This is a genomic window from Microcoleus sp. PH2017_09_SFU_O_A (genome assembly GCF_020738625.1).
In the GTDB taxonomy this organism is placed as follows: domain Bacteria; phylum Cyanobacteriota; class Cyanobacteriia; order Cyanobacteriales; family Microcoleaceae; genus Microcoleus.
In genome coordinates, this window is the sequence record NZ_JAEQCF010000066.1 from 1 (window position 1) to 25,981 (window position 25,981).

General features: G+C 44.0%; 31 protein-coding genes. 20 read left to right on the forward strand and 11 right to left on the reverse strand.

Annotated features, from left to right (window positions below; translation table 11 throughout):
• Positions 1 to 320 precede the first annotated feature (320 nt).
• The 5 genes from JGK16_RS22755 to JGK16_RS22775 all read left to right on the forward strand — a co-directional run bounded on the left by JGK16_RS22755 (position 321) and on the right by JGK16_RS22775 (position 3,546).
• Complete coding sequence (locus tag JGK16_RS22755; RefSeq protein WP_293192703.1) at positions 321 to 893, forward strand: tetratricopeptide repeat protein; 573 nt, start codon at positions 321 to 323, stop codon at positions 891 to 893.
• A 213-nt stretch (positions 894 to 1,106) separates the two neighbouring features.
• Positions 1,107 to 1,586 carry a hypothetical protein gene (locus JGK16_RS22760; RefSeq protein WP_293192700.1) on the forward strand — a complete coding sequence of 160 codons (480 nt, stop codon included), beginning with the start codon at positions 1,107 to 1,109 and terminating at the stop codon, positions 1,584 to 1,586.
• 17 nt (positions 1,587 to 1,603) lie between these two features.
• The gene (locus JGK16_RS22765; RefSeq protein ID WP_293192698.1) at positions 1,604 to 2,086 is read left to right on the forward strand and encodes a hypothetical protein; all 483 of its coding nucleotides are present in this window, start codon (positions 1,604 to 1,606) and stop codon (positions 2,084 to 2,086) included.
• A 154-nt stretch (positions 2,087 to 2,240) separates the two neighbouring features.
• Entirely contained in the window at positions 2,241 to 2,657 is a 417-nt protein-coding gene (locus JGK16_RS22770) for an aspartyl protease family protein (RefSeq protein WP_293192696.1), read from the forward strand.
• Positions 2,658 to 3,036: 379 nt separating this feature from the next.
• Positions 3,037 to 3,546 (forward strand): N-acetyltransferase, encoded by a 510-nt coding sequence (locus JGK16_RS22775; protein ID WP_293192693.1) that lies wholly within the window; start codon positions 3,037 to 3,039, stop codon positions 3,544 to 3,546.
• 35 nt (positions 3,547 to 3,581) lie between these two features.
• Here the strand turns inward: JGK16_RS22775 and JGK16_RS22780 are convergent, their stop codons facing one another.
• The gene (locus tag JGK16_RS22780) at positions 3,582 to 5,159 is read right to left on the reverse strand and encodes an adenylate/guanylate cyclase domain-containing protein (protein ID WP_293192690.1); all 1,578 of its coding nucleotides are present in this window, start codon (positions 5,157 to 5,159) and stop codon (positions 3,582 to 3,584) included.
• 87 nt (positions 5,160 to 5,246) lie between these two features.
• On the opposite strand from JGK16_RS22780, the gene JGK16_RS22785 reads away from it, so the two are divergent.
• A complete protein-coding gene (locus tag JGK16_RS22785; protein ID WP_293186221.1) occupies positions 5,247 to 5,507 on the forward strand; it encodes a hypothetical protein in 261 nt (86 codons plus the stop codon).
• Here the strand turns inward: JGK16_RS22785 and JGK16_RS22790 are convergent.
• Positions 5,504 to 5,644, reverse strand: coding sequence for a hypothetical protein (locus tag JGK16_RS22790; RefSeq protein WP_293192687.1), 141 nt, complete (start codon positions 5,642 to 5,644; stop codon positions 5,504 to 5,506). The two genes, JGK16_RS22785 and JGK16_RS22790, sit on opposite strands and share 4 nt — an antisense overlap.
• 160 nt (positions 5,645 to 5,804) lie before the next feature.
• On the opposite strand from JGK16_RS22790, the gene JGK16_RS22795 reads away from it, so the two are divergent.
• The 11 genes from JGK16_RS22795 (at position 5,805) to JGK16_RS22845 (ending at position 14,078) form a co-directional block, all read left to right on the forward strand.
• On the forward strand, positions 5,805 to 6,626 hold the full coding sequence (locus JGK16_RS22795; RefSeq protein ID WP_293192684.1) for an A24 family peptidase: 822 nt from the start codon (positions 5,805 to 5,807) through the stop codon (positions 6,624 to 6,626).
• Between the two features lie 255 nt (positions 6,627 to 6,881).
• Positions 6,882 to 7,241 (forward strand): hypothetical protein, encoded by a 360-nt coding sequence (locus tag JGK16_RS22800; protein WP_293203418.1) that lies wholly within the window; start codon positions 6,882 to 6,884, stop codon positions 7,239 to 7,241.
• Entirely contained in the window at positions 7,238 to 8,164 is a 927-nt protein-coding gene (locus JGK16_RS22805; protein ID WP_293203420.1) for a transposase, read from the forward strand. The genes JGK16_RS22800 and JGK16_RS22805 overlap by 4 nt, the downstream gene beginning before the upstream one ends.
• A 24-nt stretch (positions 8,165 to 8,188) precedes the next feature.
• The gene (locus JGK16_RS22810; protein ID WP_293186213.1) at positions 8,189 to 8,401 is read left to right on the forward strand and encodes a hypothetical protein; all 213 of its coding nucleotides are present in this window, start codon (positions 8,189 to 8,191) and stop codon (positions 8,399 to 8,401) included.
• A gap of 297 nt (positions 8,402 to 8,698) precedes the next feature.
• Positions 8,699 to 9,652 carry an acetyl-CoA carboxylase, carboxyltransferase subunit beta gene (accD, locus tag JGK16_RS22815; RefSeq protein ID WP_293186211.1) on the forward strand — a complete coding sequence of 318 codons (954 nt, stop codon included), beginning with the start codon at positions 8,699 to 8,701 and terminating at the stop codon, positions 9,650 to 9,652.
• 205 nt (positions 9,653 to 9,857) lie between these two features.
• Positions 9,858 to 9,983 (forward strand): hypothetical protein, encoded by a 126-nt coding sequence (locus JGK16_RS22820; protein ID WP_293198911.1) that lies wholly within the window; start codon positions 9,858 to 9,860, stop codon positions 9,981 to 9,983.
• A 451-nt stretch (positions 9,984 to 10,434) separates the two neighbouring features.
• Positions 10,435 to 10,626 (forward strand): translation initiation factor IF-2, encoded by a 192-nt coding sequence (locus JGK16_RS22825; RefSeq protein ID WP_293156461.1) that lies wholly within the window; start codon positions 10,435 to 10,437, stop codon positions 10,624 to 10,626.
• A 149-nt stretch (positions 10,627 to 10,775) separates the two neighbouring features.
• Complete coding sequence (psbV, locus tag JGK16_RS22830; protein WP_293186209.1) at positions 10,776 to 11,264, forward strand: photosystem II cytochrome c-550; 489 nt, start codon at positions 10,776 to 10,778, stop codon at positions 11,262 to 11,264.
• Positions 11,265 to 11,512: 248 nt separating this feature from the next.
• Positions 11,513 to 12,013, forward strand: a complete 501-nt coding sequence (gene psbV2, locus JGK16_RS22835) for a photosystem II cytochrome PsbV2 (protein ID WP_293186207.1) — start codon at positions 11,513 to 11,515, stop codon at positions 12,011 to 12,013.
• A 130-nt stretch (positions 12,014 to 12,143) separates the two neighbouring features.
• Positions 12,144 to 12,482, forward strand: a complete 339-nt coding sequence (gene petJ / locus JGK16_RS22840; RefSeq protein ID WP_293186205.1) for a cytochrome c6 PetJ — start codon at positions 12,144 to 12,146, stop codon at positions 12,480 to 12,482.
• Between the two features lie 588 nt (positions 12,483 to 13,070).
• Positions 13,071 to 14,078 carry a CHAD domain-containing protein gene (locus tag JGK16_RS22845; RefSeq protein WP_293192706.1) on the forward strand — a complete coding sequence of 336 codons (1,008 nt, stop codon included), beginning with the start codon at positions 13,071 to 13,073 and terminating at the stop codon, positions 14,076 to 14,078.
• 68 nt (positions 14,079 to 14,146) lie between these two features.
• On the opposite strand, the gene JGK16_RS22850 is transcribed toward JGK16_RS22845, so the two are convergent.
• From JGK16_RS22850 to JGK16_RS22865, 4 genes are all read right to left on the reverse strand, one after another.
• Positions 14,147 to 14,299 carry a hypothetical protein gene (locus tag JGK16_RS22850; protein ID WP_293186203.1) on the reverse strand — a complete coding sequence of 51 codons (153 nt, stop codon included), beginning with the start codon at positions 14,297 to 14,299 and terminating at the stop codon, positions 14,147 to 14,149.
• Positions 14,268 to 14,609, reverse strand: coding sequence for a helix-turn-helix transcriptional regulator (locus JGK16_RS22855; protein WP_293186201.1), 342 nt, complete (start codon positions 14,607 to 14,609; stop codon positions 14,268 to 14,270). Before JGK16_RS22855 ends, JGK16_RS22850 begins: the two co-directional genes overlap by 32 nt.
• 62 nt (positions 14,610 to 14,671) lie before the next feature.
• Positions 14,672 to 14,974 (reverse strand): type II toxin-antitoxin system RelE/ParE family toxin, encoded by a 303-nt coding sequence (locus tag JGK16_RS22860; protein WP_293192681.1) that lies wholly within the window; start codon positions 14,972 to 14,974, stop codon positions 14,672 to 14,674.
• A gap of 333 nt (positions 14,975 to 15,307) precedes the next feature.
• Positions 15,308 to 15,712 carry a hypothetical protein gene (locus JGK16_RS22865; RefSeq protein WP_293192678.1) on the reverse strand — a complete coding sequence of 135 codons (405 nt, stop codon included), beginning with the start codon at positions 15,710 to 15,712 and terminating at the stop codon, positions 15,308 to 15,310.
• Between the two features lie 191 nt (positions 15,713 to 15,903).
• On the opposite strand from JGK16_RS22865, the gene JGK16_RS22870 reads away from it, so the two are divergent.
• Complete coding sequence (locus tag JGK16_RS22870) at positions 15,904 to 17,343, forward strand: NB-ARC domain-containing protein (RefSeq protein WP_293192675.1); 1,440 nt, start codon at positions 15,904 to 15,906, stop codon at positions 17,341 to 17,343.
• Positions 17,344 to 17,663: 320 nt separating this feature from the next.
• On the opposite strand, the gene ruvC is transcribed toward JGK16_RS22870, so the two are convergent.
• The 3 genes from ruvC to JGK16_RS22885 form a co-directional block, all read right to left on the reverse strand.
• The gene (gene ruvC / locus JGK16_RS22875; protein WP_293186193.1) at positions 17,664 to 18,197 is read right to left on the reverse strand and encodes a crossover junction endodeoxyribonuclease RuvC; all 534 of its coding nucleotides are present in this window, start codon (positions 18,195 to 18,197) and stop codon (positions 17,664 to 17,666) included.
• Between the two features lie 324 nt (positions 18,198 to 18,521).
• Positions 18,522 to 19,121, reverse strand: coding sequence for a glutathione S-transferase family protein (locus tag JGK16_RS22880; RefSeq protein ID WP_293192672.1), 600 nt, complete (start codon positions 19,119 to 19,121; stop codon positions 18,522 to 18,524).
• A gap of 230 nt (positions 19,122 to 19,351) precedes the next feature.
• On the reverse strand, positions 19,352 to 20,818 hold the full coding sequence (locus JGK16_RS22885) for a PLP-dependent aminotransferase family protein (protein ID WP_293192669.1): 1,467 nt from the start codon (positions 20,816 to 20,818) through the stop codon (positions 19,352 to 19,354).
• A 557-nt stretch (positions 20,819 to 21,375) separates the two neighbouring features.
• Between JGK16_RS22885 and JGK16_RS22890 the strand changes: the two genes are divergently transcribed.
• Both JGK16_RS22890 and JGK16_RS22895 read left to right on the forward strand, forming a co-directional pair.
• Positions 21,376 to 21,615, forward strand: coding sequence for a hypothetical protein (locus JGK16_RS22890; RefSeq protein WP_293186188.1), 240 nt, complete (start codon positions 21,376 to 21,378; stop codon positions 21,613 to 21,615).
• Positions 21,616 to 21,934: 319 nt separating this feature from the next.
• Entirely contained in the window at positions 21,935 to 22,843 is a 909-nt protein-coding gene (locus tag JGK16_RS22895; protein ID WP_293186187.1) for a DMT family transporter, read from the forward strand.
• Between the two features lie 85 nt (positions 22,844 to 22,928).
• Here the strand turns inward: JGK16_RS22895 and JGK16_RS22900 are convergent, their stop codons facing one another.
• Together JGK16_RS22900 and JGK16_RS22905 are read right to left on the reverse strand one after the other, a co-directional pair.
• A complete protein-coding gene (locus tag JGK16_RS22900) occupies positions 22,929 to 23,897 on the reverse strand; it encodes a glycosyltransferase family 2 protein (RefSeq protein ID WP_293186186.1) in 969 nt (322 codons plus the stop codon).
• A 55-nt stretch (positions 23,898 to 23,952) separates the two neighbouring features.
• On the reverse strand, positions 23,953 to 25,890 hold the full coding sequence (locus tag JGK16_RS22905; protein ID WP_293186185.1) for a hypothetical protein: 1,938 nt from the start codon (positions 25,888 to 25,890) through the stop codon (positions 23,953 to 23,955).
• Between the last annotated feature and the right edge of the window lie 91 nt (positions 25,891 to 25,981).

Here is a 25,981-nt window from a genome sequence, read left to right on the forward strand (position 1 = left end):
TTCTCCTTTCCCTGGAACTCAAAGAAGTCCCGAACAATTTTTTTTCAATAATAAAGGAACAAATGGAGTCATATTTTAATTGGTATCTCGGTAAAAAAATGAGTAAGATTACTCATTGACAACAGTGCTTTTAGCTTAACTTGTGAGTAATGTCCCAGTTTAGGTAATAGCCTCACAAATTTAGCGATATCTTATGAATTTCAAGGAAGATATTCTGAAGCGGAAATACTATAGCCTTTCTCAAAAAGATGAGGTATGACTGACAGCTTATATAACCCTTAAACTAAGAGGGCCCAAGCCCAACAACGTACCTCATCTTTGTGAGAACCGCTATATATTTGCAAGTATTAGAAATAGACAAACGATCGCTCCAAAAATACCATTTTAGTTTGGCTATTTCTCTCAATAACTTGGCCGTACTGTATCGTTCTCAAGGTAGGTTCTCTGAAGCTGAACCGTTGTACTTACAAGCAGTAGAAATAGACAGGCGAGTGCTTGGAGAAGACCATCCTAGTTTAGCCACACGCCTCAATAATTTAGCTTTACTTTATAAATCTCAAGAAAGGTACTCGGAAGCGGAACCTCTATATGTACAAGCCTTAGAAATATACCGACTATCACTCCCTGAAGACCACCCTAGTTTAGCCATTGATCTCAACAATTTAGCCGAACTTTATAAATCCCAAGGAAGGTACTCGGAAGCGGAATCGCTGTATTTTGATGCAGCGGAAATTATTCGCACCAAATTGCCAGAAAATCATCCTAAAGTTCTCATGTGTTGGAAAAATTATGTTGGATTGTGTCGGGAAGGCATCAGCAAAGGAGATTTGACATATGAGAAATTGCAAGAACATCCTTTCGGGGAACAGTTATTAGCAGAACTTCAGGAATAACAGAAAATTGTATCACTTCCGGTAGTATCGGAATGATATCATAGCGATTGCGATTGCTTCGCTAAGAGCTCGCAATGACATACTTATGTATTTTCCCACTCATCTACTTACGGACTGTAACGAAGTATTCTGATGAAAATCTGCTTTCTGGACTCTTGCGTAAGTGCAGGTTAAGATGGTGGAGATATCAGTAGGAATTAATGCCAAATTGCTATGTTAGTCAAGTCGCTGTCAATTAAACCCCTCTCCAGATTATTAATGGTTTGTGTTTTTGCGATCGCCCTTCTCCTCCTGGGCCCCCATCCAGCCAAAGCCGAATCGCGAGAACAAGCCGTCGATCGATTGACAGACTTCCTATTCTACAGGGTAAATCCTCAACTAAACAATCGCAAACTCCAAACGGACGATCGCGAATATAGCAATCAATGGCAAAAATTACGCGAGGCGATCGATCCGCGAGTCAAGTCGGTACAAGAAGTCTGCTTTAGGCCCGCCCCAGGAGAGACAGGATGGGAATTCACCACAATTAACGGCGAAACTTACGAACAGACTTACGATCGCCTTGCAGATACAATTTTTTACAGCCGCCATCCTCAACGGACTGGACAGCAAATCCCCAAAAGCGATAAAATTGGCATCGGCGAATGGTCAGCAATTCGACGCGAGATGTTTCTTTCTAATTGTGGACTATAAGACTGGAGCGCATCACTATGCTAATTAAATCGCGATCGATCGAGTCAATCTCGAAGTTTTCCGCAGTGTGTATGTTAACTTTTGCCATGTTTCTCGGCCCAAATCTAGACTGTGCTACAGCGCGGGATTTAGAATCACGAACTCAAGCCGTGGATAATCTTACGGATTGGTTTTTCTACAAGGTTAATCCTCAATTAGGCGATCGCAAATTGCGATCGGACGATTCTCCTATCTACATCCGCGAATGGAATGCGATTCGCCGTACAGTCGATCGCGAAATGATTGCTACACCAGGAGATTGCGCCGGTGATGCTTTCTGGGACTTCGACTATCGTTCTCACGGGCGATCGCTTGTTAGCGGAGCCCTCGAAGAGGATCGCGTTGCAGATACAATTTGGACTATCCGCGATCCATCGGGTGACAAAACTCGCGCAGATGTTTCTAAACAACAATGGAAGAAGCTTCGCAACTTAATATTTAGAGAGCATTTTTGCTATTAACGTGCAAGATTTATTAGTAAAAAAAATAGGAATGAATAAAAATATTGCGCTCAATTACAAATATTGTTAAAATATAGAATATGCACCCTAGGTTGTATATTTTTCTATCAAAAATCAACGAAAACATTCTATAGCAAAACAAAAGGATAAAAAAATGGGCAGAGTTACCGCAACAATAACCGTGACCAATCACATTGATGAAATCCTGGGAGAAAGAGGGTTCATCCCCCCAGAGCAAATACGCTCTATCACCATCGATAACGTCTTAGTCGATACAGGAGCAACTCGACTCTGTTTGCCAGCAGATATTATCAGTCAGTTAGGTTTAACCCTAGTTGGTGAAATCCAAGGAAATACAGCAATAGGAGCCAGACAATTTCGTCTGTTCAAAGATGTCAGTATTGCTGTGGCTGGCAGAGAAGGCAGATATGATTGTGTAGAAATTCCCGCAGGAGAAGAACCTTTACTAGGCTTAATTCCCCTCGAAGATTTGGGTTTAGAACCGGACTTGAGAAATCAGCGGTTGATTGTTTTGCCGGCAGAGGGAATGCAAAGCTATATTCGAGTGTAGCTTTCACAGGAATTATACCAATTTCAAACATCCTTGCTACAATAATTGATGTTGAGTTTGTTTTATAAAATATTGTCTATGGTGCGTCGCTCGATAGATTTTTTGCCTCTTTTTGGATACTATCGAGGACGACACACCCTACCAATATCGTTGGTGCGTCGCTCGATCGATTTTTCGCCTCTTTTTGGATACTATCGAGGAATCCACACCCTACCAATATCTTTGCATTGGGAGCATCTCATTTTTATAAAAAGCATTTTTTTCTTATAGTGCGAGCGTCCCCGCTCGCGTATCGTATAATACGCGAGCGGGGACAGCACTATTAAATGCAAAACTGAGATGCACCCGTTGCATTGATTTCTCATTCTTGGTATTAGCTATGGATATCCGTACTGAAAAGCCAGAAGATTTAGCAACTGTTCGCAATGTCAATATTGTGGCATTCGGGCGAGAAAATGAGGCAAATTTAGTCGATCGCCTGCGGGGAATTGCATCTACATTTTCCTTGGTTGCGGTACAATCGGATCGAGTAGTCGGACACATTTTCTTCAGTCCGGTTGTCATCGCAGGAGAATGTTCTAGCACTTTGTCAATTCTGGGGTTGGCGCCAGTCGCAGTTTTACCAAACTATCAGCGGCAAGGTATCGGATCGCTGCTGATCCGCGAGGGTTTAAAACAGTGCGCCCGATCGCACTTTCAGGCAGTGGTTGTGCTGGGATCTCCTGATTTCTATTCGCGTTTCGGGTTCGTTCCTGCTAGTAGCAAGATGTTGCGATGCGAATATGATGTACCTGATGAAGCTTTTATGGTGTTGGAGTTAGAAAGAGGTGCTTTGCAGGATTGCAGCGGAACGGTGAAATATCGATCGGAGTTTAGTCTGTGCGAGTAGCCAATAATACCACTTGCCTAGGTCTTAAAATTTATTTAAACGCTGCCTTTTCCCCTCTCCACCTTTGAACCGTGCAGCACAAAAGCCGGAGTCAGAGCAGATTTGCCCTTCAAAGAAACAGATCCCAAAGCCTCGCAATCGAAGTTTAGCCCGATCGACTCAAACACCCTTTCGCCAATCAAAATTTCATTTTCCCCCGCCTTGCTCATCAGCCTAGCAGCCGTATTCACCGTATCGCCGAGGATATTAAACTCCCTGCGCCCTCGCGGTTCCCCAACCTCAGCAGCAAACACAGGGCCCCGAGACAGCCCAATTTGACAGCTTACTTTCACATTTTCACCGCCGATAACGATCGGAGGTAAACTGGCAATTAGATCCCGAATTGCGATCGCCGCACTCGCCGCGCGACGTGGATCGTCGGTATGAACGTCCGGTACACCAAAATAAATCAATATATCCGAACCGTCTAAATGCGCCGTTACTTTTTGCAAGACGCCCCCTTTCGCGGACACCACAGCATCAATTAGCGCAAACACGCGAGAACAGCCCAATACCAGATTAGCTTCCTCCGCTGGCGTTGCTTTGTCCACCAACTCCGGTAAACCGATCAAGTTGACAAACATCACCGTCGGTTCGGGAAAATCCGGCGGGATTTTCCGCCTGTCGGCATTTTCAACCAGCAGTCTCAAGATGGTTTTGGGAATATAACTAGCAAGGGGTTCAACCCGCTTCACAGCTTCCTCGATTTCGCTCACCAAACCCGATACCGTGCGATCGAGCAATATCGAACTTGGCATCCGCCGCCCAGTCAAAGTAATATCGTACTCTCCGAGTAGATCGTCCGTGAAATCATCTGCCACCAACAAATAACCGGGCTTCCACGATTCAAAACGAAATTGCTCCCCCAAAGACGAACTAGCAGTTTCAGTCAAACACACCCGCCCCACAGTCCCAGAACCCTCAGCCTGCTTGGCTTGCTGGACTGAATGCCCCAGCAGTACGTGAGCCATCCGCAGCGGTGTACCGATATCAGCACTAATATAGCGACCGCAATGGATACCCACCCGCATCCTCAAAGACAAAACACCCCGTGCCGTTTCGATATTGGCAAATTTAGCCATCGCCCGCTGCATCCGCAAACCCGCCCGCACCGCCCTAGCTGTATCCTCCTCTTGGTCAATCCCTCCCAGAAACTGCACCAGCAGCGCATCTCCTGTAAACTCCAGCAAATCCCCCCCCGACTTGCTGACGATTTCAATCATTGAGGCAAAATAGTCGTTAATCACCCCCAACAGCGTTTCAGCGCCCTTGCGCCCCTGGGCTGTGTTTGCTTCCAACAGCGACGTAAACCCAGCTAAATCTGTGAATAGCAAAGTGCCTGTTTGCCATTGGTAGCGAACCTCCCCAGGGTTGGCCGGAGATTCGGACACGGGCCTGGGCACGTAGTCGTGGAGGATGTAGCGGAGACTCCGCAGGTGCTCGAAAACCCCCATTAACGTCGCCGGCGATGGATCTACCCACGCACCAGCGTAGAGTTCAGACGAAAGGAGAGCTCGCAGTCGCAGTTCGATCGCAGCCAAGGGAGGATTGTAAGTTAATGTATTAATTTCCACCTAGTCTATTCTTAAAAAATAAGGTAAGTTCGATCGATCTCAAGCCAAAACCAATAGCTAGACCTATACCATTATCATAAGTTTCCCGTGACCCGATACCAGCCCAACTCAGAACACCGGATAGAAATTTCCCAAAGTCACAGCTTGATCGCTCCCGATTTGATCCGAGTTGCTCGATCGGCCTATGGTATGTATTTGAAAGTGCATTCCGAGCAGATGCAGCGTCCTGCCGGTGTAGTTGTCAGTCAAGGAAGCGATCGAGGTCAGCTAATTTTTGCTTCGCATCCCGTTTTGTTGCCCGGTGAACGTTTTGTTACTTTTGACGAAATTGAATCTCAAATGTATTAGGCAGTTGATAGTTGACAGTTGACAGTTGACAGTTGGTAATTGGTAATTGGTAATTGGTAATTGGTAATTGGTAATTGATAGTTGGTGATTAGTAATTGGTAATTAGTGATTGGTAACACCTTAAAATAATAACACATCGCACAATTGGAAAAATCAGGTTCGTAGTGAGGACTTTAGTCCGCATCAAAATCAGAGAATTTGGATTAGTTACTACAAAGATGATTAGTAATTTACAGGACACAATTTAACAAATAACAACTAATAAATCCCGACATTCAACAGTCAACAGACAACTTAATGGAAATAATATTTAATTCCCTTGTCACCGCGATCGTCTTTGTCATCGGCTCAGCGATCGGCAGCTTTCTAAATGTGGTAATCTATCGGTTGCCTGCGGGTTTGTCGGTGATACATCCTCCTTCTCGCTGTCCCAAATGTTTAAATCAACTCAGAACTTACGAAAATATACCCGTGTTCGGTTGGCTGTGGCTGCGGGGACGCTGCAATCACTGCCGCAGTCGGATTTCTGCCCGCTATCCCCTGGTGGAAGCAGCTATGGGTTTGCTGTTTTTGCTGATCTATTGGCGGTTTGGGGTAAGCGTCCAAACGCTGGGGTTTTGGACTTTGTTTAGCTGGCTGTTGGCTTTGTCTTTGATAGACTGCGATACAATGACTTTGCCTAATTCTTTGACTCGATCGGGTTTGATACTCGGATTGGTTTTCCAAATCGCCAAGGGTTGGTGGCCGACATTTAGCCCGATCGACTCCGTGCACTATCTGGTACTAGACGGAATTTTGGGAGCAGTTGTCGGATTGTGGCTGTTTGACGCGATCGGACTTGCAGGATCGATCGGCTTCGGGCAGACTGCTATGGGTGGCGGCGATACCAAATTAGCAGCCTTGATGGGAGCTTGGCTGGGCTGGAAACTCTTGCTGCTAGCGACATTTATCGCTTGTTTAGCCGGGGCTTTGGTTGGTGGTGGGGCGATCGCGATCGGATTGCTCGATCGTCGTCAACCCATGCCCTTCGGCCCGTTTCTGGCTCTCGGTGCAGCCATTACAGCTCTCTGGGGCGAACCGATCTTATCTATTTACTTGCAGTTCTTTTTCCCGAATTAGGGTTTGCGATCTACGGTTAGGGAGCGCGATCGAACATAATATCAGTTCAACTAAATCAGCAGGAGTCCCGCGCTCTACTTCCAGGTGAGCGTCGGGAGGAATGCGCGTGAGTGAAGAGATCCGCCCCAAACCAAATCGGTAGCTTTAGAAATCGGAGGGTTCGGGGCGGTCGACTCGCTGTACAAATTATTTCTGCCACACCACTTGCTTTTGCCGTATTCACGAGATACAATATTTTCAGAGTTAGTGAAAGTAATGCCTCAAATAATCACCGCCAAGTTAAAACTCAACCTGAATGCCGAGCAAAAAGCTTTGGTGTCTCAGATTGCTTTAGCCTACCGAGATGCTTTGAACTATACTTCACAAGTCGCTTTTGATACGGGTAAAACCAGTAACGGTCTGAAGTTGCAAAAAGCCGTCTACAACGAGTTGCGAGTTCGTTTTGGACTCGGTGCTCAGATGGCTTGCAACGTACCCAGACAAGTGTCTGGAACCTACAAAACTCTTTGGACTAAGGTAAAACAATCTAACGATGCTATTGCCAAAGGTTATACCAAGAGACGGTACAAAGGGTTGGACAAACCCCCTAAATACATTAAGCCGAACAGCAAGTGAGTATTATCACGCTGCAAGGTAGAATAGTAGTCCCGTATGATGGCTACAACAAGCATCTAGATTTGATTGCCAATGGTGCCAAGATTGGGGCAGCCAAAATCGTCTATCAGCGTTCTTCTAAGACTTACTACTTAATGGTAAGTATTGAAGTAGAAGTACCTGAAATTAACCCACTAAAAATAACCAGAGTTTCTGGTGTTGATGTGGGTATGCGCTACTTAGCAGTAGAAACAGACTTACAAAACAAGTCGAAATTCTACTCAGGAAAAGACCCGAGACACAAAGCCAACCGTTATCACAAAGCCAGACCAACTCTTCAGCGTAAAGGCACTCGTTCGGCCAAGCGCAGACTAATCGCTTTGTCAGGAAGAGAAAGACGGTTTATCGCTGACGTGAACCACCAAATTAGCAAGGAAATTGCCAAGCCTAACAGCCTGATTGGACTAGAAAACTTGACCGGAATTAGGGATAGAACTAAGTCTAAATCCGGGAAAAAGACTAGCAAGAAGCAGCGTAGAGCTAATAGAAATAAGGCGAAATGGTCCTTTGCCGAATTGCACGGCTATATTGACTACAAAGCCCATCTAAATGGTTCGTTAGCAACTAAAGTTCCGGCAAATTATACATCGAAGAGTTGTCCTAAATGTGGACATACTTCGGATGCTAATAGACCTAACAAAGGGCTATTGTTTCGCTGTGAATGCTGTGGTCACGAGTTACACGCTGATTTGGTTGGTGCACGAAACATTGCAATGAGAGCGTTGCTTGTCCGGCAAGACTGGATGAGTACGGGGAGCTTGTCAGCATCCCCTAATGTATCGGGCAGTGAAACTAAAGCTGAGATTCTATCTAGGTTTTCGGAATTGCGGTGGAGTTCAGATACAAGCCCACATCATAGCGGTACCCCGCTTGATGATGGGTAGTTGACAAATTGGTAAAATTATCCCGTGTCTTGGATTACACTCAAAACCACTAGCTTTCGTTGGGAAGCCGAATTAATGCAGCAGCTCCTGGCGGCTCATCAAATCCCGGCTCGAATTGTAGACTTGGGCATAGCCTCTTATTTTGGAGCTGGAAGTGCTACAGCTTTGCAAGTTCTTCCCCAACACCAGCGCACTGCGTCGCTGCTCATCAGTCCTGTTGAAGATGAGCCAGAATAAGAGTGATTAGTTATTAGTCATTAGTCATTAGTCATTAGTCAATAGTCAATAGTAGATAATTGATATCTTTGAGACGAGCATCGGAATAATAACCTTCAGAGTACAGCGCGAGCGTCCAGCAGGGGGAACGCGAGACATTCGTAGTTCAGCGCGATCGGGCAGTCTATAGTATAATTCCTCTGTAGTGCGGACTTGATATTATGACAAATGGCAATTCCCAATTACCAATTACCAATTCCCAATTCCCAATTACCAATTCCCAATTACCAACTACCAATTACCAATTCCTAAGTTTTAATGTCTCTATTTGATTGGTTTGCAAATCGACGAAAATCAGTACCGAATTCCCAAGAACGGCCGGAACGAGAAATTGCGGACGGACTTTGGAATAAATGCACAGCTTGCGATGCCCTTAGCTATACCAAAGACCTGCGAGCAAATCAAATGGTTTGCTTGGAATGCGGGCATCATATCAGAGTTTATAGTGACGATCGCATCGAGCAGTTGATCGACCCCAATACCTGGGTGCCCCTTAACGGAGGTCTGCACGCCACCGATCCGCTGAAATTTCGCGATCGCAAAAAGTATAGCGATCGACTGCGAGAATTTCAAGAAAAAACAGGCCACCTAGACGCAGTAGAAACAGGCATCGGCAAAATCGAAAATTTGCCCGTTGCCCTCGGAGTCATGGAATTTCAGTTCATCGGCGGCAGCATGGGCTCAGTTGTCGGAGAAAAACTGACTCGCCTCATCGAACACGCCACGCGGGAACGCTTACCCGTACTCATTGTCTGCGCTTCCGGCGGTGCGAGAATGCAGGAAGGAATGCTCAGCCTGATGCAAATGGCTAAAATTTCCGGGGCTCTAGAGCGTCACCGGGAAGCGAGACTGCTTTACATCCCAATTTTGACCCACCCGACCACCGGGGGCGTCACCGCCAGTTTTGCCATGTTAGGAGACATTATAATTGCAGAGCCAAAAGCTACTGTAGCCTTTACGGGCGGCCGGGTAATCGAGCAAACTCTGCGCGAAAAGCTGCCGGAAAATTATCAAACTTCCGAATACTCTTTCGCCCACGGTTTTGTAGACTTGATCGTACCCCGAACTCAATTAAAGAAAACTCTGGCTGGACTCATCAGCCTCCACCAGCCCCAGCCTTTCTTGGCAGACTCGGAATTCCCCGCCCACGATGCTACCGAAAGCCACCACGCTGTGGCGACACCGACTCACGCTTTCAAGCTTTCTCCCTAAGCTGCTGCGCCGGATGACTCCTGTGGCGAACCGATCAAAATTTTCGACCAAAGTTCAAGCCCCATAAGACACCTGTGGAGTAAATCTCAAATCGAAAAATGGAAAATCGCCCCGTCTGTTGGTGAGTCCGCCAAAGACGAAAATGTCAGAGGAATTCCCCAAAAACCGTGGTTTCTACGAAAAACATGAAGTTTGGTAGCGAGAAATGCACGCAGATACGGGGTTTTTAGTCCTGCGCGCCCAAGTCCTATTGATAATAAAGACGCGGCAATGGGATGATATTGGTTGGAAGTTGATGGAGTGGGAAGCTTGGCTGAGCAAAAATGCTTAGTGTTAATTAGTGATTAGTTAGCTGGCGATCGCACAAAATCTCAGAACAAACTATCAGGTCAGGAACTCAGGGAATCAACGCCACTGAGCTTGTAAGAAATTACAAGCTGTTCTGACCAGACCCCTCGATCGCGAGGAGACGTTATTCAGGTCACGACACCGGAGAATGCGACGCCAGTTTTCCGCTCTGTCATCTGCAATTAAACAGTTTTAAAGTCACTGAAACAGTGTTGCAGGTCTAACAAGCCAGAGGGGCAACCATACCCCTCTAACCCCGAAAGGGGATTCAAGGCGGTTGAAACCGCGCCCGTCGTTTTCCTCTCAGGTCTAAAGACTCTGAGTTTCCCACTTACCGAATATTTTTTATGACAGCTAACAGCGCTTTGTTAAATTGTCCAGCTTTCATTCAACAGCAGTCAACTCAATTCTGATCCGTCAGCGACCTGAAAATTATGGGTTTTGCAGACCTGTCCATCGCAGAAATAGCAGAAGACTTCAACGTCCCTGTTGAAGACGTGCTCCGCTTGTGTGATGAGCTGGAAATTGCCTACAAACACCCTCAAACCCGTTTGGCTTTGGAAGATGTTAAGGCAATTATGTCCGCTCTCGAAAAAAGGCGCGACTCAAAACGAATTGCAGATTAGATCGATCGCAAAATTCCTCTACCTTTAAAGGTATGGCTGCACAAACTTTCGCCAGTTGTCACCAAAGAAAGGAATTTTGAACAGAAATCTGTTTGCCAGCTATACTCTCTTAGCGTTCAATAATTTGCCGGATTTTTTTAAGGAGAACCATGCTTAAAAGATATTTCATTGCTCTGACCGCTGTATTCTTGACATTTCAGTTATTTGTCAGCAGCGCGATGGCTGTCGAACTGAGTGCTGAGCTTCGCACTGTAACTTTAAATGACAAGGGCACTCCAGTAGTGCTGAGCCTCAAACAAGTCCAGCAAGGCAAACGCCAGTTCCAAAATACTTGCGCTCAATGTCACGCTTCCGGCATGACAAAAACTGACCCGAACCTCAATTTGAGTCCCGAAACTCTGGCTTTGGCCAACCCACCCCGCAATAATATTGAGTCGCTGGTGGACTATATGAAAAATCCCACGACTTATGACGGGTTTCAAGAAATTTCGGAACTGCATCCGAGCATGAAGAGTGCCGATATTTTCGCTGAGATGAGAAATCTCTCCGATGAAGATTTGTACGCGATTGCCGGTCACATTCTGTTGCAGCCGAAAATTATCTCCCGCCAGTGGGCTGGTGGCAAAGGCGCTCGTTAATTAGTTTGAAATTTGAGATTTTGGATTTTGGATTGAGAGGGGCTGGGATTTGGCAAGGATTGCTGGCTCGCCGTTTTTCTATCGAAAATCTGAAATCTCAAATTTACTTCTAGTTGATTGATTCTCCCCAGTCGAACTCGCTGACTTGAGCTAGCGGACTGGTTGATACTGACGAAAGTCAGAGCGCAACAAAAAAAATTCGATTGTACGAGCAAATGTTAGTGGATTATTGACTTTTCTACGCCTTTATGATGCATCGTGGTGTTTTTCTCTGCTTTCTGTTGGGGATGTTAATTATTTTGCCGCTCCTGCTGCTGGCTCCTCAACCTGTTTTGGCTGCTGGCGATTCTTATGTAACTCGCTATTTGAAAGTTAGCGAACCTGTACCACTGGAATTGGACACGGAGGGACACACTCGGTTGTTTTCAGCTCAGGATTTGTCTGTCGGCAAGGTTTTGTTCGAGCAAAATTGCATGAATTGCCACGTCGGAGGAGCAACTTTGCCCGATCCGATGATCTCTCTGTCTTTGGCAGATCTCCAGGGGGCAACGCCTCCTCGCAGCAACATCAATGGTTTGGTGTCATATCTGAGAGAGCCCATGACTTATGACGGCAGTGAGGAAACTTTTTGGTGCCGCCAAGTACCCGAAAGCTGGATGCCACAGACTGAGGTTGAAAATTTGGCTGCTTTTGTGATCCGGGCGGCTCAGAAAGCTCCAGGCTGGGGCGTGGATAATTTTGAGAGTTGAACTGCCACTGCCAAAAAGTGGTAAATTACTCGGGAGAAAGGAATCGTGCGTGTAGTCGCGATCGCGCCTGTTAAAACAGGTAAAATAACTAAAGAATCAATCTTTGTCTGTCCATTAGAGGAGAACTGCGTTGAAAAGACTCTTATCGATCGCCTTGTTAGCGTTCACAATTTTCACTTTCGGCTTCGGCAGCCCTGCTCTGGCTGGAGATGCTGTTAAAGGATCTAAAATCTTCAGCAACAACTGTTCTGCTTGTCACATCGGTGGCGGGAACGTCGTTATGGCAATGAAAACCTTGAAAAAAGGCGCTCTTGAGAAGTATGGCATGAATTCTATCGAAGCTATTACGACTCAGGTAACTAAGGGCAAAAATGCTATGCCTGCTTTTGGTGGCCGCTTGAAGCCAGACCAAATCGAGGATGTAGCAACCTACGTGCTCGAACAATCTGAGAAAGACTGGAAAGGCTAAACTGCCTCTTTGAAGTCGGACAACCTGGGCGGACTTGATTTAATTTAAAACTTGTCTTCCCGATCGCACCCTCTCTCTCCCTTTGGTAAATAAATCTCGGTTTGCAGCGATCTTAACCTATTTGGGAAAGCCCGCCACAAATCAGATTTTTATTAGCCCAAGGGCGGGGGAGGGAATTTTATTTTAGATTTTAGATTTTAGATTTTAGATTGAAGATTTTAGATTGAAGATTTTTTAGATTGCTGATTTTGTATAAATTGTCAAGCACATGACATTAATATTTCTTACGAATGGCGACAAGAAACCCCCTTTAGGATCTCAGAGACGTAGGGTGCATCGCTACGAAGAATTCTCGCCCTCCACCGGGCTGCCAGTCAACGACGCACCCTACAATTTATAACGGGGATGAATAACCCGGATTTGGTATTACTAAATGCTGACTTTGGATAAATTGTCAAGCACTTTACATTAAGATTTATTATTGCTGTGGTTCATCAATGAAAAGTGTGTGCTAGGATGTAACACCTTATTAGAAAAGCCTTGAAATCAAAATTAAAGTCGATCGCGAAAGTGGACTCTACATCAACCATGAACGTAAAAACATCAGCAAAAGTCAAAACTCTCGGAGACGCAGCCTCTAGTGCGATCGAGAAATATTTCCGCAAAGCAGTAGCGCACGAGGCTGAAGTTCTCAAAGACAAAGATGCAGAAGAACTTCATCAAATGCGAGTCGGAATGCGGCGTTTGCGATCGGCTGTAACGGGTTTTGCTCCGGTTTTAGACTTGCCAAAAGCAGCTTCTGAACGCAAAATTGGTAAGGTGGGGCGGATTCTGGGAACGCTCAGAGATTTGGATGTGATGCTCGAAAGTCTCCAAAACCGCTATTACCCGAATTTGCCGACTGACGAACAGGAAGTTTTGGATGAGGCTTTGTTGAGTTTGCTCAAACAGCGCCGTCGGGCTTTGAAACGGGTGAGGGCTGTTTTGGAACACAAAAGTTACCAGTCGCTGAAAGAGTCGATCGAGAATTGGGTAGAAAAACCGCAGTTTCGGGCGATCGAACATTTGCCAATTGCTGAGGTTTTGCCGGATTTGCTGTTACCTCAAGTCAGCGAATTTTTCCTGCATCCGGCTTGGCTGCTGGGCACCGAATATCAGGATGGCAAAGTTAAAGTTGCTGATGATTTGACTGCTGAGGCTGTGGAAGAAAAGCTAGCAGCGGAGGGAACAATTCTGCACGATTTGCGGAAGCAAGCTAAGCGGGTTCGCTATTTGATGAATCTGTTTGGCGATTTTTACGGCCCGACTTATGAAGCTTATGTCGAAGATGTAAAAGCTGTTCAGGAATGTTTGGGCGATATTCAAGACTGTGAAGTTTTAGGGGAGTTTCTGACAGATTTTGTCGATCGCGATTTGCAAAAAGAGTTGCCGAAACTGGCTGGTTTGTTCGCAGAAAAACGCTACGGGGCTTGGCAAAAATGGCAGGTTTTGCAGCGCAAGTATTTGAAATCGGAAATTAGGCAAGATTTGCGATCGACCTTAATTCATCCTGTGGTTGATGATGCTGCTAAGGTGCATTCGCCACACCCAAATTAGGTTTTTTGCTTGCAGACAGCGGGGATTAGAAGCCGGACACGGCATTACCGTGTCCCTACAAATATGACCTAAAATAACAGATATTCGTAGGGAAACGGCACTGCCGTGTCCTTCATCGTGTAACTCAAGAAAGGGCGATCGCTCTTGCGGATGAAGTTAAAGAAAGGGCGATCGAACTTGAATGCTAACTCAGTTAAGAGGAGATATCTGTGAGGAAGCACTGTTAAGGATTACCTCAGCAATGTCTTGACGTGTAGCACCAAAGGTGAGCAAAGTGCGAACAAGAAGATCGAGGGAAGCGGAAGGATCGCCAGATTCCATTTTAGCAACCCTTGACTGGCTAGACTTAATTCTTTGGGCAAGCTCGTGCTGCGTCATCTGTTGGCTAATCCGGTTTTGCTTGATGGCTTTACTAAGTGCAAGTTTCATTTCGATGAATGCTGTTTCTTCTGGCGAAAGTCCGAGAAATTCCTCTACAGTGCCAATAGTCCATCCGGCTGCTTCTAAGCGTTGGCGTTTAGCTTGATCCATAAAAATACCTTCCCGATATCAATTCAAATTAGGTCGTATTGTTTCAATCGTTTTTTACATTTTTATATTATAAATTTCGGTGTTTTATTTGTGGTTTTGTTAAATACATCTAAGAGAATAATAGCATCTACATCAATTCGATAAATGATGCGCCAATCCTTGCTTGTCTCTGAATCGCTTATACGCAGCTCGTGACAACGCTCTCCGATACTTGGCATAGGACGAGATAATGGCATGGATAGGTTTTCGCCATCCTGTAGCTTTCGCAGCAGAAATCCGGCTTGAATACGCGCATCAGTAGAAAAGGGGGGTGTTTTTACTTCACCACTAAGCCAGACAATGGGTTTACTTTCTGAATCTACCATCTATAGTTTAGGTTGTTTTAGATTAAATGTCAAATCAGACATAGTGGCAATATACCCGATATCATCAAAGATTGTCAAAGCCGTAAAAATCGCCTATAGTGTTGGATCGACATAGTTAGGAATACTCAAAAAAAGAGCGATCGCGCTTTGGGAAGGAAAAGGGCGATCGCTTTTAGTTGGAATAGAAAAATAGCAAGTATAGCCTTTCTCAAAAAAGTGAGGTATGAATTTTGACCTGAAAAGCTTGACAATACAGGGTTTCTGCATACCTCATTTATCTGAAAACTGCTATAACTATTCCTGTCTTTGGATAGTTTGAAGGTTATCTTTTGCTTATTCTTCACCAGGATAGTGTTCTTTATAGCCATAGTGACGACCGTTAGTATCTCGGGGGCACTCTTTTACACAATACTTATTTTTCTGTCCTCCATTGCTTGCTAGGTCAAATTTCCACAGTGTTTCTATTGTATCCTTGTTCGCAAGTTCTTGGCGTTTAGTTGGTTTTGATGTTAAAATACGTTTCTCTGTGTCGCAATATTCAACTAAAACCTCATCTTCTTCTAAAAGAAAATGATTGTGTAATAGAGCGATACCAAACTTGGATAGACGACCGTGCTTTTCAAGGACTAACCTTATCTCGTCTAAGCAAGCTTCGTCTTGTTCGGAAATAGGGTCAATTTCATCAATGTTGAGAAGTTCGTTCAGTTGTAGTGGCTGAATAGAGTCTAAAGTTTTCATAAAAAAGTACAGCAATTTTTGGCTTAATTCATAATAATCTCTTTTTATGATTTTTTTGTCGGATATTGTCTGGTTTTATCTGCAATTTTATATAATTTTTCCGCTTTTACAGGTCGAAAAATATCGGAAAATGTCGGTACTATCGGAAAATGTCGGATATAATCAAAAAAAAACCGCCTACCAACCCAATAATGGACTCTGAAGAAATCTTAAAATTGGCCGACAACCTTGTTTTCACCAAAACTGGAAAACACCTCGACAACGTACAAGAGGCTATATTGCTCGGTGCTTGGCAAGGTCAAAAATACCCTAAAATCGCACAGGAAGCTCATTGCAGCGAAGGTCATGCTAGGGATGTTGCTTCGGAATTATGGAAAATACTTTCAGATGTATTAGGTGAAGCAGTTAATAAGTCTAATTTTAAGTCCACCTTGAAAAGACAGCAATTTTCCATTGTTTCATCACATTACTGGAAAGACGTTGTACAAATTGGTAACGTTAACTTTTGTCCAGAAACTTCACACTCTCCAGAAGTTCCAAAAGATCGATCGCCCTCAACCCCCACTCCAGAAAATACCCAACCCCAAACTCGCCAAGACTTAAGAGACGCACCAGATATCAGCTCATTTTACGATCGCACATCCGAACTCGCCACCCTACAACAGTGGATCGTACACGATCGCACCCGCCTAGTCGCAATATTAGGACTCAGCGGAATTGGCAAAACCAATCTCGCACTCCACCTCCTCCCACAAATCCAGCATCAATTTGAATATATAATTTGGCGAAGTCTCGGCACATCCCCAACCCTCCACAATACCCTAAAAAGCCTACTTAAATTTTTATCTAATCAATCCCCACCCTTAGCAAGGGGGGGCGAAGGGGGGGGTTTGCCAGCCAGCACCGATGAACTACTATCGCTGCTAATCGACAAATTGCGATCGCACCGCTGCCTCATCATCCTAGACGACGTACAAACAATTCTCAGCAGCCGACAAATAGCAGGAAATTATCGACCAGAATATGAAAATTACAGCACACTATTCAAACGTATCGGCGCAACTTGCCACAACAGTTGCTTAATTATAAATAGTTGGGAACCGCCTAGAGAAATTGTCGCATTAAACAGAGAAAACGCCCGCGTTCGCACCTTACCACTCAACGGTTTAGGTGCAGCAGCAGGCGAAATACTCCGAGAAAAAGGTTTACTAGAACCGGAGAAATGGGAAACTCTGATTAACACTTACCGAGGCAATCCCTTGTGGTTAAAAATAGTTGCAGCCATGATTCAAGAATTATTTAGCGGTAGAGTTGCTGAATTCTTAAAATATGATATGCTATTCTTGGGAGAGGAATTGAAAGCAAGATTGCAGCAGCAGTGCGATCGCCTATCGGAATTAGAGAAACAGGTCATGTGCTGCATCGCGAATGAAATCGAGCCTGTTTCAATTTCTAAATTGCTAGAAAATGTGCAATTATCGCCAGACGATTTATTCAATGTACTGCAATCTTTGGGAAATCGAGCATTGATTGAAAAAGAAGCACAGGATAATCACGCGCTGTTCAGTTTATCGCCAGTGGTGAGACAATATGTGAAAAGTGAATATTGTCGCGATGGAATGGCTACATAGAAATTAGCGGAACTCTTATGTAGGGAAACGGCATTGCCGTGTCCGGCAGGTAGTTATGGAAATTACAGATAATTTATAATTAATAACTCTAGTAAGACCTTTTAAAATTGGGATAAAATGTACACCAAAAAGTTAGTATTTGTAGGTACGTCGCTCTCTTTCAATCCCTAAATTTAATCGAGTTTTCGAGTGGCGACGCCCCTTACACATCGGGGAAAACAAACCCAACAATTGTTATATTGTACGATTGTTGAAAATCATTTTTTTGTTTCCCACCTTTCTAGCATACCTGGGGTTGTATTTATTTGCCAGCCCTTAAATCAAATTTTTCCAGTTTCCAAGGGTATCTTTTTCGGACAAATATCATCGTCGTACCAACCAGTCAAAGCCACGGCCAAAGCATCCGCCGCATCATCAGGTTTCGGAATATAACCCAACTCCAACTCCCGCGCCACGGCCTCTTGCACTTCCGATTTATCAGCATTGCCACGCCCTGTCAAAGCTTGCTTAATTTGAGCAGGTGTAAACTCAAACAGCGGCACTCCGCACTGAGCCAATACTAGCGTCAAAACGCCCCGTGCTTGGGCTACAAGTATAGTATTTCCCATTTTGTAAAAAAACAGTTTTTCGGCAATTGCTAAATCTGGTTTTACCTCATCAATTACCGTGTGCAAATCTTCATAAATTGTTTTTAGGCGCTGTCCCATTTCCTGCTTAGGCGTTGTTTTAATCACGCCACAATCAATCAGGGAAACGCTATTTTCGTCTTGTTTACCGGGGATAATATGACAACTAATCGCGCCGTAACCGAGATTTGCCAAGCCGGGGTCTAATCCTAAAATTCTTGTCTTCATTCACAATTATTTATTTTTTGTCTCGTGTTAAACCCGATTAATTACACCCGAAAACCTTGCGTAAAGATTCTCGGTTTCAATTATTATATCCTTCAATATAAAGTCCGGCAATCTGTTTAAATTATACAACAAAATTCTTGATTGCGACGATAGTTTTATGCTTTTATTGGACAATATATTGGATTAATATAATACGATCAATGATAGTATTCACAATTTTACTTCTTTATTTAAATACTACAAAGCAAAAATAAGCGTCGATTCATAGGAGACTTTATGGCATTATACTTACATTGTAATGCCAGAATGCAGCCGACTGCAATCTTAATCTGTAATGCTAATATATCGAGGCTGATTCTTGATTCGCTCAATCCAAGTTTTAATTGCCGGAAACCCCGTCAAATCAAATCCGCCTTCGGCAGCAACGTGAGTGTAAGCAAATAAACCTATGTCAGCAATAGAATAGCGATCGCCCACAAAAAACTCATTTTTTTCTAAATGCTGTTCCATCACCCCCAAAGCAGCATAACCCGGTGCTTGTTTCTGTTGCAGTGCTGCTTGATATTCCTCAGCTTTCCCTGTCAAATACCAAAAACGAGAAGTTGCAATAAAAGGTTCGTGACTGTACTGTTCAAAAAACAACCACTGCATGACTTGAGCGCGTTCAAATTTATCGCTGGGGAAAAACTCAGTTTCTTCGCTCAAGTAAAACATAATTGCATTCGATTCAAAGAGAAATTTACCCGGTACAATCTCTAAAACCGGAATGCGGCCATTGGGATTTTTGACCAAAAATTCGGGTGTGCGACTTTCTTTTTGGAGAATATTAATTTCTGTGCGATCGAAGGGAATATTGAGCTGAGTTAAGAGCAAGCGAACTTTATAGCAATTTCCCGAAGGGGAATATTCGTAGAGTTTGAACATAAGTATTCTTGTTTTGAACTAACCGCAGATTAGACAGACGAAGAGAAGCAGAAAAAAGAAAGAGAGAGAGATTAATATATCCGACAAGGATTGCGATATATAGCCTTTCTCAGAAAGATGAGGTATGATTATAAATGGAGTTTTTGATGCGACCTCGCTTACTATATAATAAATATAAGAGGGCTGAAGCCCAACAACGTACCTTACTTTTTTGAGAACCGCTATATCATTCATACTGCTTTCAAGCTTGATATCATATGTCGCTGGAGTAACTTACCAACAATGGCTATACCCCGTTCAATTTCTTCAGGCAAAAGAGAGAAATTCAATCGCATTGCTGGATAGCCTTTGCGATCGGGAAAAAATGCTGTACCGCAAGCAATCAAAATACCCTGAGATAAAGCCTCTTGACAAATTTTTTGCACTGACAGGCAATTCGGTAAATGCACCCATAAAAACAATCCACCTTCAGGGACTGTCCAACTGGCTTCCTGGGGAAAGTAACGCTCCAAAGCTTGCAGCATGGCATTTCGACTCTGCAAGTTTTGCATCCGAATCTGATTCAAATGTCGGCGGTAATGACCGGAAGCCAGATATTCACTAACTATAGCCTGAGAAATAGTTGATACGTGAAAATCGTGCAATAATTTTTGTCTCATAATCGCCTGATAGTTGACATCTGGAACGATAATCCAACCAACTCGCAGACCTGGGATTAGAGTTTTCGAGAAAGTCCCAATATATGTTACCAGGTTTTGCTGGTCAAAGGCTTTGATAGGCGCAGGAACAGGCTGAAAATTTAGTCCTTCGTAAGCGTTATCTTCTAAAATGGCACATTCATATTGACTGGCTAATGCTAATAACTGCTGGCGATGAGTTTGAGAAGTTGTCAGCCCAGTAGGATTGTGCAGCGTGCTGATCGTGTAAATTAATTTAGGGCGGTGAGTCTGGAGACAAGATTCTAGGATAGCTAAATTCATCCCTTCTCCAGTCATGGGAATGCCGACAATTTTAGCTCCTATATCTTCTAAAATAGCAAGTGCTCCGTGATAAGTTGGTGCTTCTACAATTACCCGATCGCCAGCTTGGACATAGTGACGCATCGCTAAAGACAATCCCTGCTGAGATCCGTTAGTCAGAATCAATTGTTCTGGAGCAATATCGAGTCCTTGTTGCACCAACATTTGAGCAATTTGTTGCTGCAAAATCGGCTGTCCCCCAGGAAAACCGTATCTGAAGAGTGTATCTCCGGCTTCGGTGACGGCTCGTCTGGCGATTTTTTGCAAGTCTTGCAATCCCCAAGGACGGGGAAAACCCGAGCTAAAGTCAGTAATTCCTGTTTGCGATTGTACCTGAATTGAAGCCAAGAAGCGATCGCAAAAACCGCCTCCATCTTTGTCTGGGACGATCGCATCTTGAAGCGACGGAAAAGCCGTTCCCAGTCTCGGCGTGGGCACTGTTTGATGGCTGACAAAGTATCCTGAGCCTTGGCGAGCATAAATCAAGCTATCTGCTTCTAAAACGCTGTAAGCTTCAATGACTGTCAATCGGGCCACTTGCAAGGTGTTAGCTAGCGATCGAATTGAAGGCAAGCGTTGTCCAGGTGGTAATGTCCCAGACTGGATCAGTCGTCTGAGGCGATCGCGAATCTGCAAGTAAATCGGTTTGGGAGATTGTCTGTCTAGGGGTATTTTCACAGCACATATTCGCTCGTGACACTACAGGGCGATCGCAATTTTCAATTCAATGAAATACAAGACACCGCTCTGCCGTGTCCTAACCGAAAACCGCTATAGCCACACTATAAGCGATTACTCTGTCCAATGGCCCAGTACAGTTTTCAGATATTTTACCAAAACAGTTGGTGGATTGAGCAACTGTACCGATCAAAGTTTCCCAAACCGTATCTTCACAGATTCCAGTTTTTTGATTAAAGTGAATTAATACTTCTATTTGAGAGCAAAATGCTTTTGTAAAAATCGTTTTTTAGGAGTGCGAGTTTAAGAGTTCGCTTGCTCATCTAGCAAGTTGGTTGTGGGAACACAACCTTAGGGATAATTTGCAGTTTTCAAGGAACTTATAGCCCTTCTCAGATAGGTGAGGTATGTTGTTGGGCTTCAGCCCTCTTTGTCTAAGCGGTTATATAAGCTGTCAGTCATACTTCATCTTTTTGAGAAAGGCTATATTTAACCCGTTCCTAGGATATTGAGGGAAAATTTGTGACTTTTTGATTGTTAATTATCAAGGAGATGCTATGCTTCAAAGATATTCCGAATGTGCAGCGCCAGATCGCATAATCCTCATGAAAAACGAGGTGTACAGGTTGCCTCAAAATCATCAAGAAATTCAAGTCTTGTCAGGAATTGCTTGGATCACACTTGACAAACAGGACATCATCTTGCACAGTCCAGAAAAATCATCGCTTCCACCGAGCAAAAACTTTGCTGTCATCTCCGCTCTCAACAATATGCCACTGATTTTGGCAGTCTGGTAAGACAGTTGACAGTTGACAGTTGACAGTTGACAGTTGACAGTTTGAGAGCGACATCTACCCTTAAGTCCGAGTATTGGAGTAATGAATAGTCTGATTTTAAGGGAGCATCCCAATTTGGTAAAAAGCGTTTTTTACACAGTGCGAGCGTCTCGCTCGTGGCAGGGTTCGCGAGCGAGACGCTCGCACTGCTGCGATCCAAATATACTATTCTGATGCAACTGTCCGCCATCTGAAAGCAAAAATGGGATGCTCCCGATTTTAATTTCTTCTTACGCCTCTGCACTTTGTTAAAAAAACAAGTCTACTTCACAGGTAAAAAATGAAACTACACTGGAAACATCTTCAATTCGATCGAGAAACAATCGGGCTAATTTACGGTTTCCTAGGCGTAGTTGGATTCAGCTTAACACTGCCAGCAACCAGAGCCGCAGTGCAGGATTTAGACCCTATTTTTGTAGGCTTAGGACGCGGATTAGTAGCAGCTATACTAGCAGCAGTTACTTTAAAAATAACACATCAGGCTATTCCCTCTAAACGGCAATTGTGGAGTTTATTAGTTGTCGGATTGGGAGTGGTTGTCGGATTTCCGCTATTATCAGCCTGGGCAATGCAGCGAGTACCTGCCGCCCACGGTGCTGTAGTATTGGGAATCTTGCCATTGACAACAGCAATAGGGGGAGTTTTGCGATCGGGCGATCGGCCATCTTCTCGGTTTTGGGTTGCTAGTATCGCCGGAAGTTTAACCGTTGTTTGTTTTGGAATTATTAGTGGTGCAGGGCAACTCCAAACCGCAGATTTAGCTTTATTTGCATCAGTCATTGCTGCTGCTTTTGGTTATGCCGAAGGTGGGCGATTAGCTAAAACTTTAGGTGGATGGCAAGTTATCTGTTGGGCATTGATAGTTATCGCTCCCTTCGAGGTTTTGCCGACAATATTTGTGGTTTTAAAACAAGGATTAGTCGCTGCACCGACGGCGTGGTTGGGTTTTGCCTATGTGAGTTTTGTCAGTCAATTTGTAGCATTTTTTGCCTGGTATGAGGGGATGGCCATTGGCGGAGTTGCCAGGGTAGGGCAAATTCAGCTATTGCAACCATTTTTGACTATTCTGGCATCCGCTATTTTGCTTGGTGAAACTGTTAAGCCGATCGCCCTAGGCAGCGCTTGTTTAGTGGTAGCCTGCGTCGCAGCGGGTAAAAAAGCATCAATTAAGCAGGCAGCAAATTTGTGATGTGCAGGAAATTTGCGTGGGGCGCGATCGTTTAACTCATAACACAAATTAGACGATTTAGGCAAGATTCGTCAACTGTTGTTTGCTAAGATGATTTTTGTTTGTTTTGGCGATCGGCAAAACCAGCAACTTCAGCCAGCGTATAAAGTGGCCTGCCCTTCACCTCCTCATAAATCCGCCCAATATACTGGCCCAAAATCCCAATACTGACCAACTGCACCGCACCCAAAAAGAAAACCGCCATAATTATAATTGTCAAACCACTTAATGCCGCACCCGGAGAGAAAAGACGCCAGTACAAAACCAGAAAAGCCATTAAAACAGACACCAAAGCCGAAAATAAACCCAAATAAATCGACAGTTGCAAAGGAACCTTTGAAAAAGAGACTAAACCGTTCATCGCCAAAGCAAAAGATTTGCTGAAGGTATACTTAACATCGCCAGCAAAACGCGGATCTCGTTCAAACTTAACCGCAGTTTGTTTGAAACCAATCCAAGCCCGCAGTCCCCGAATGTAGCGATTGCGTTCTGGCATAGCATTGAGCACATCCACTACACACCGATCCATCAAACAAAAATCCCCCGTATCTATGGGAATATCAACATCAGCAAGATTCCGCAAAATGCGATAATACATATAAGCAGGCAACCGCTTAAACCAACCTTCTTGACGGCGTTGAGTGCGCTGAGCGTAAACAACTTGATACCCGAGACGCCACTGTTCTACCATATCTAGAATTAGCTCTGGCGGGTCTTGCAAATCGCCGTCCATGATGACTACAACTTGACCGCTAGAAAAATTTAATCCAGCAGTTACAGCTATTTGGTGACCGAAATTGCGCGCCAAACTGAGGTAACAAATTCGCGAGTCTTGTTCGTGCAATTCTCGCAAAATTTCCAGAGAGCGATCGCGGCTGCCATCATTGATTAAAATTAATTCTACAGCGCCGTCCATTCGATCCATCACAGCACTAATTCGTCGGTACAATTCTGGGAGATTTTCTTCTTCATTATAGATGGGAATTATCAAGGAATACTTAGGTATATTGTTCATCTCAGTTTGTGTTGTAAAATCTGGTGTCAACGGTTAAATCAAATAAATCAAAACTTTATTTTTTCACAAACACGCTCAGCGGCTCCATCGACCATTTTTGTGCGTAAGTTTGATTTTTGAGGACTATCTCTTTTCCTTGTTTGCCGTCATTTTTTGTAGACTGGTAAATTATCGCACAAGGGATAAAACTTTTGTAAGGTTCGGAATTTAATTTTTGCTTGACAACAGGATCGATAGTAGAAATATGTTCAATGCGAGGTGCTGGTTTTCCCGGCTCTGGAAACATCACCCACAAGGGATATTCCCAGGCATTTTTAGCCCAAAAAGAAAGTCCTATATTCGTGCAGTTTTGAGCTTTAACAAAATCTACTGCTGTATTGTAAGCAACCTCGATATTCGGGCGGCTTGTAAAGTAAAGATCGTGTCTGCTGCTATTAAAAATGTTACCATCTCCCACGAGAGGTCTAAAGTTGTTGTGAAAAACCCACGGTAGCGACATTAAAATCAGAATTGCCACCAGATAATTTGCGTTTTTATGATTTGATAATTGCGATACTACCAATCCAAATATTGGCGAAAATAATACAAATATTGACAGGTGATGGCGGCTGTGCCAAGGTTGTAATTTCAGAAGGAAGCAGATAAGTAAAAATGTCATTATTACAGCAATCAAATAAGTTATCACTATTTTTGTTTTTTGCCAAATAGGATTTTTAAGTATAAGTGTAATGCTGGCAAATATCAGCCCAAAGTGAATGGGATTGGTAGCTGTATTTTCATTAAATGAGGGTGTGGCGATCGCAAATACTTGTCCGGGAGGCCAAGTGATGCGTGCGTCGTTTGTCGCTACGCCCAGTATTCGGTGCAGCACGTTAATCACTCCGACAATCGCACCGTTAATCCGGGAAATCCTCGTACCAGCTTGCATACCTAAATTTCTAATGACATTTGACAGGAAAGTTGGCAGAGTAATTGCTTCAATTTTATATTCTTTGGTAAAACTTTCTGGCGCTCCGATCGCATAACCGAACAAATCGTAATTTCGCCAAAAGTGACCGACATTCAATACAAAAGTCACACCGGCTATTATCAAAATAGGTTGCAGCATTTTCCCCCGAAAACCTTGAATTCCTCCTACAAAAAACCAAATAATAAAAGGCAAACAAAATATATAAGCTGTCGTTTTTGTCAAGAGAGCCAGACCCAAACTCGCACCGATTTTGAAAGTATTAATCCCTGTTATTCCTGCCGAGAGTCCAGCTAAACCGCAGGAAACAAAACACACTACCCAGAAACATACAGCATAATCGTTTTGAGTGCTAGAACCCTGAAGGATACCCATCGGCAAAGTCGCAGCAAAGACTGCTGCAAAAACTTGACCCCGCCCATTTGCCCCCAGTTGCTTAGCAATTAAAGAAACTGCGATCGCACTTCCCACCATACTCAACCACTGTACCAAATTAGCAAAGCGATCGCCCCCGGTTAAAATCTGAAAGTGCATAATCGCAAACTCAGCCCCAGGCGGGTGATACAACTGCGGCACGTAAGAAGTGGGATAATGCTCGACACTGCGGTTTTGCATCCAGTGAGCAACCCGACTCATGTGATAAGTCATAGAATCCCAATTGTTAGGCGGTGCAACTACAGCAACTAAACCAACCGCAGCAAAAATAAAAAATACACCGCCTAGCAACCCGACTAATACACTAGAAAATTTCTCCTCTTGACTTTTCTCAAAAATTGGCTTGACAGGTTTAAATTTTAGATAAACCATCAAGCCGAGAATATTTGCTACCAACCACAGCCCAAACACCCACTCAAAAGTCAGCAACCTAAATAAACTCAAAATTTCAGTAGACAAAGCAACTATAACTCCCCAAACAATTGCTGCGGACAAAATAGCACTGCGCCAACACTTATCTATTTTCTGAAATATAAGCCACAAAATGCCCAGAGTCACCAATGGAATCAAGCCAAATATATTTGTTATCATAGATTTTGAGGTGGACTCTAAGACAGGGTACTCAGGGCCCGGAGGCTAAAAACCTGGTTTGTGAGTAGATTCATCGTTGTCTTTCCCCAAT

What these genes read in the sequence shown, in the direction of transcription:
- JGK16_RS22800 (WP_293203418.1), top strand. Translation starts at nt 6,882, where the DNA reads ATGCCTCAAATAATCACCGCCAAGTTAAAACTCAACCTGAATGCCGAG.
- JGK16_RS22770 (WP_293192696.1), top strand. Translation starts at nt 2,241, where the DNA reads ATGGGCAGAGTTACCGCAACAATAACCGTGACCAATCACATTGATGAA.
- JGK16_RS22790 (WP_293192687.1), bottom strand. Translation starts at nt 5,644, where the DNA reads ATGTGTTATTATTTTAAGGTGTTACCAATCACTAATTACCAATTACTA.
- JGK16_RS22880 (WP_293192672.1), bottom strand. Translation starts at nt 19,121, where the DNA reads ATGTTCAAACTCTACGAATATTCCCCTTCGGGAAATTGCTATAAAGTT.
- JGK16_RS22900 (WP_293186186.1), bottom strand. Translation starts at nt 23,897, where the DNA reads ATGAACAATATACCTAAGTATTCCTTGATAATTCCCATCTATAATGAA.
- JGK16_RS22865 (WP_293192678.1), bottom strand. Translation starts at nt 15,712, where the DNA reads ATGAAAACTTTAGACTCTATTCAGCCACTACAACTGAACGAACTTCTC.
- JGK16_RS22890 (WP_293186188.1), top strand. Translation starts at nt 21,376, where the DNA reads ATGCTTCAAAGATATTCCGAATGTGCAGCGCCAGATCGCATAATCCTC.
- JGK16_RS22905 (WP_293186185.1), bottom strand. Translation starts at nt 25,890, where the DNA reads ATGATAACAAATATATTTGGCTTGATTCCATTGGTGACTCTGGGCATT.
- JGK16_RS22760 (WP_293192700.1), top strand. Translation starts at nt 1,107, where the DNA reads ATGTTAGTCAAGTCGCTGTCAATTAAACCCCTCTCCAGATTATTAATG.
- JGK16_RS22870 (WP_293192675.1), top strand. Translation starts at nt 15,904, where the DNA reads ATGGACTCTGAAGAAATCTTAAAATTGGCCGACAACCTTGTTTTCACC.
- JGK16_RS22775 (WP_293192693.1), top strand. Translation starts at nt 3,037, where the DNA reads ATGGATATCCGTACTGAAAAGCCAGAAGATTTAGCAACTGTTCGCAAT.
- JGK16_RS22765 (WP_293192698.1), top strand. Translation starts at nt 1,604, where the DNA reads ATGCTAATTAAATCGCGATCGATCGAGTCAATCTCGAAGTTTTCCGCA.
- JGK16_RS22845 (WP_293192706.1), top strand. Translation starts at nt 13,071, where the DNA reads ATGAACGTAAAAACATCAGCAAAAGTCAAAACTCTCGGAGACGCAGCC.
- JGK16_RS22825 (WP_293156461.1), top strand. Translation starts at nt 10,435, where the DNA reads ATGGGTTTTGCAGACCTGTCCATCGCAGAAATAGCAGAAGACTTCAAC.
- psbV (WP_293186209.1), top strand. Translation starts at nt 10,776, where the DNA reads ATGCTTAAAAGATATTTCATTGCTCTGACCGCTGTATTCTTGACATTT.
- JGK16_RS22860 (WP_293192681.1), bottom strand. Translation starts at nt 14,974, where the DNA reads ATGGTAGATTCAGAAAGTAAACCCATTGTCTGGCTTAGTGGTGAAGTA.
- JGK16_RS22895 (WP_293186187.1), top strand. Translation starts at nt 21,935, where the DNA reads ATGAAACTACACTGGAAACATCTTCAATTCGATCGAGAAACAATCGGG.
- accD (WP_293186211.1), top strand. Translation starts at nt 8,699, where the DNA reads ATGTCTCTATTTGATTGGTTTGCAAATCGACGAAAATCAGTACCGAAT.
- JGK16_RS22795 (WP_293192684.1), top strand. Translation starts at nt 5,805, where the DNA reads ATGGAAATAATATTTAATTCCCTTGTCACCGCGATCGTCTTTGTCATC.
- ruvC (WP_293186193.1), bottom strand. Translation starts at nt 18,197, where the DNA reads ATGAAGACAAGAATTTTAGGATTAGACCCCGGCTTGGCAAATCTCGGT.
- psbV2 (WP_293186207.1), top strand. Translation starts at nt 11,513, where the DNA reads ATGATGCATCGTGGTGTTTTTCTCTGCTTTCTGTTGGGGATGTTAATT.
- JGK16_RS22855 (WP_293186201.1), bottom strand. Translation starts at nt 14,609, where the DNA reads ATGGATCAAGCTAAACGCCAACGCTTAGAAGCAGCCGGATGGACTATT.
- JGK16_RS22820 (WP_293198911.1), top strand. Translation starts at nt 9,858, where the DNA reads ATGCACGCAGATACGGGGTTTTTAGTCCTGCGCGCCCAAGTCCTATTG.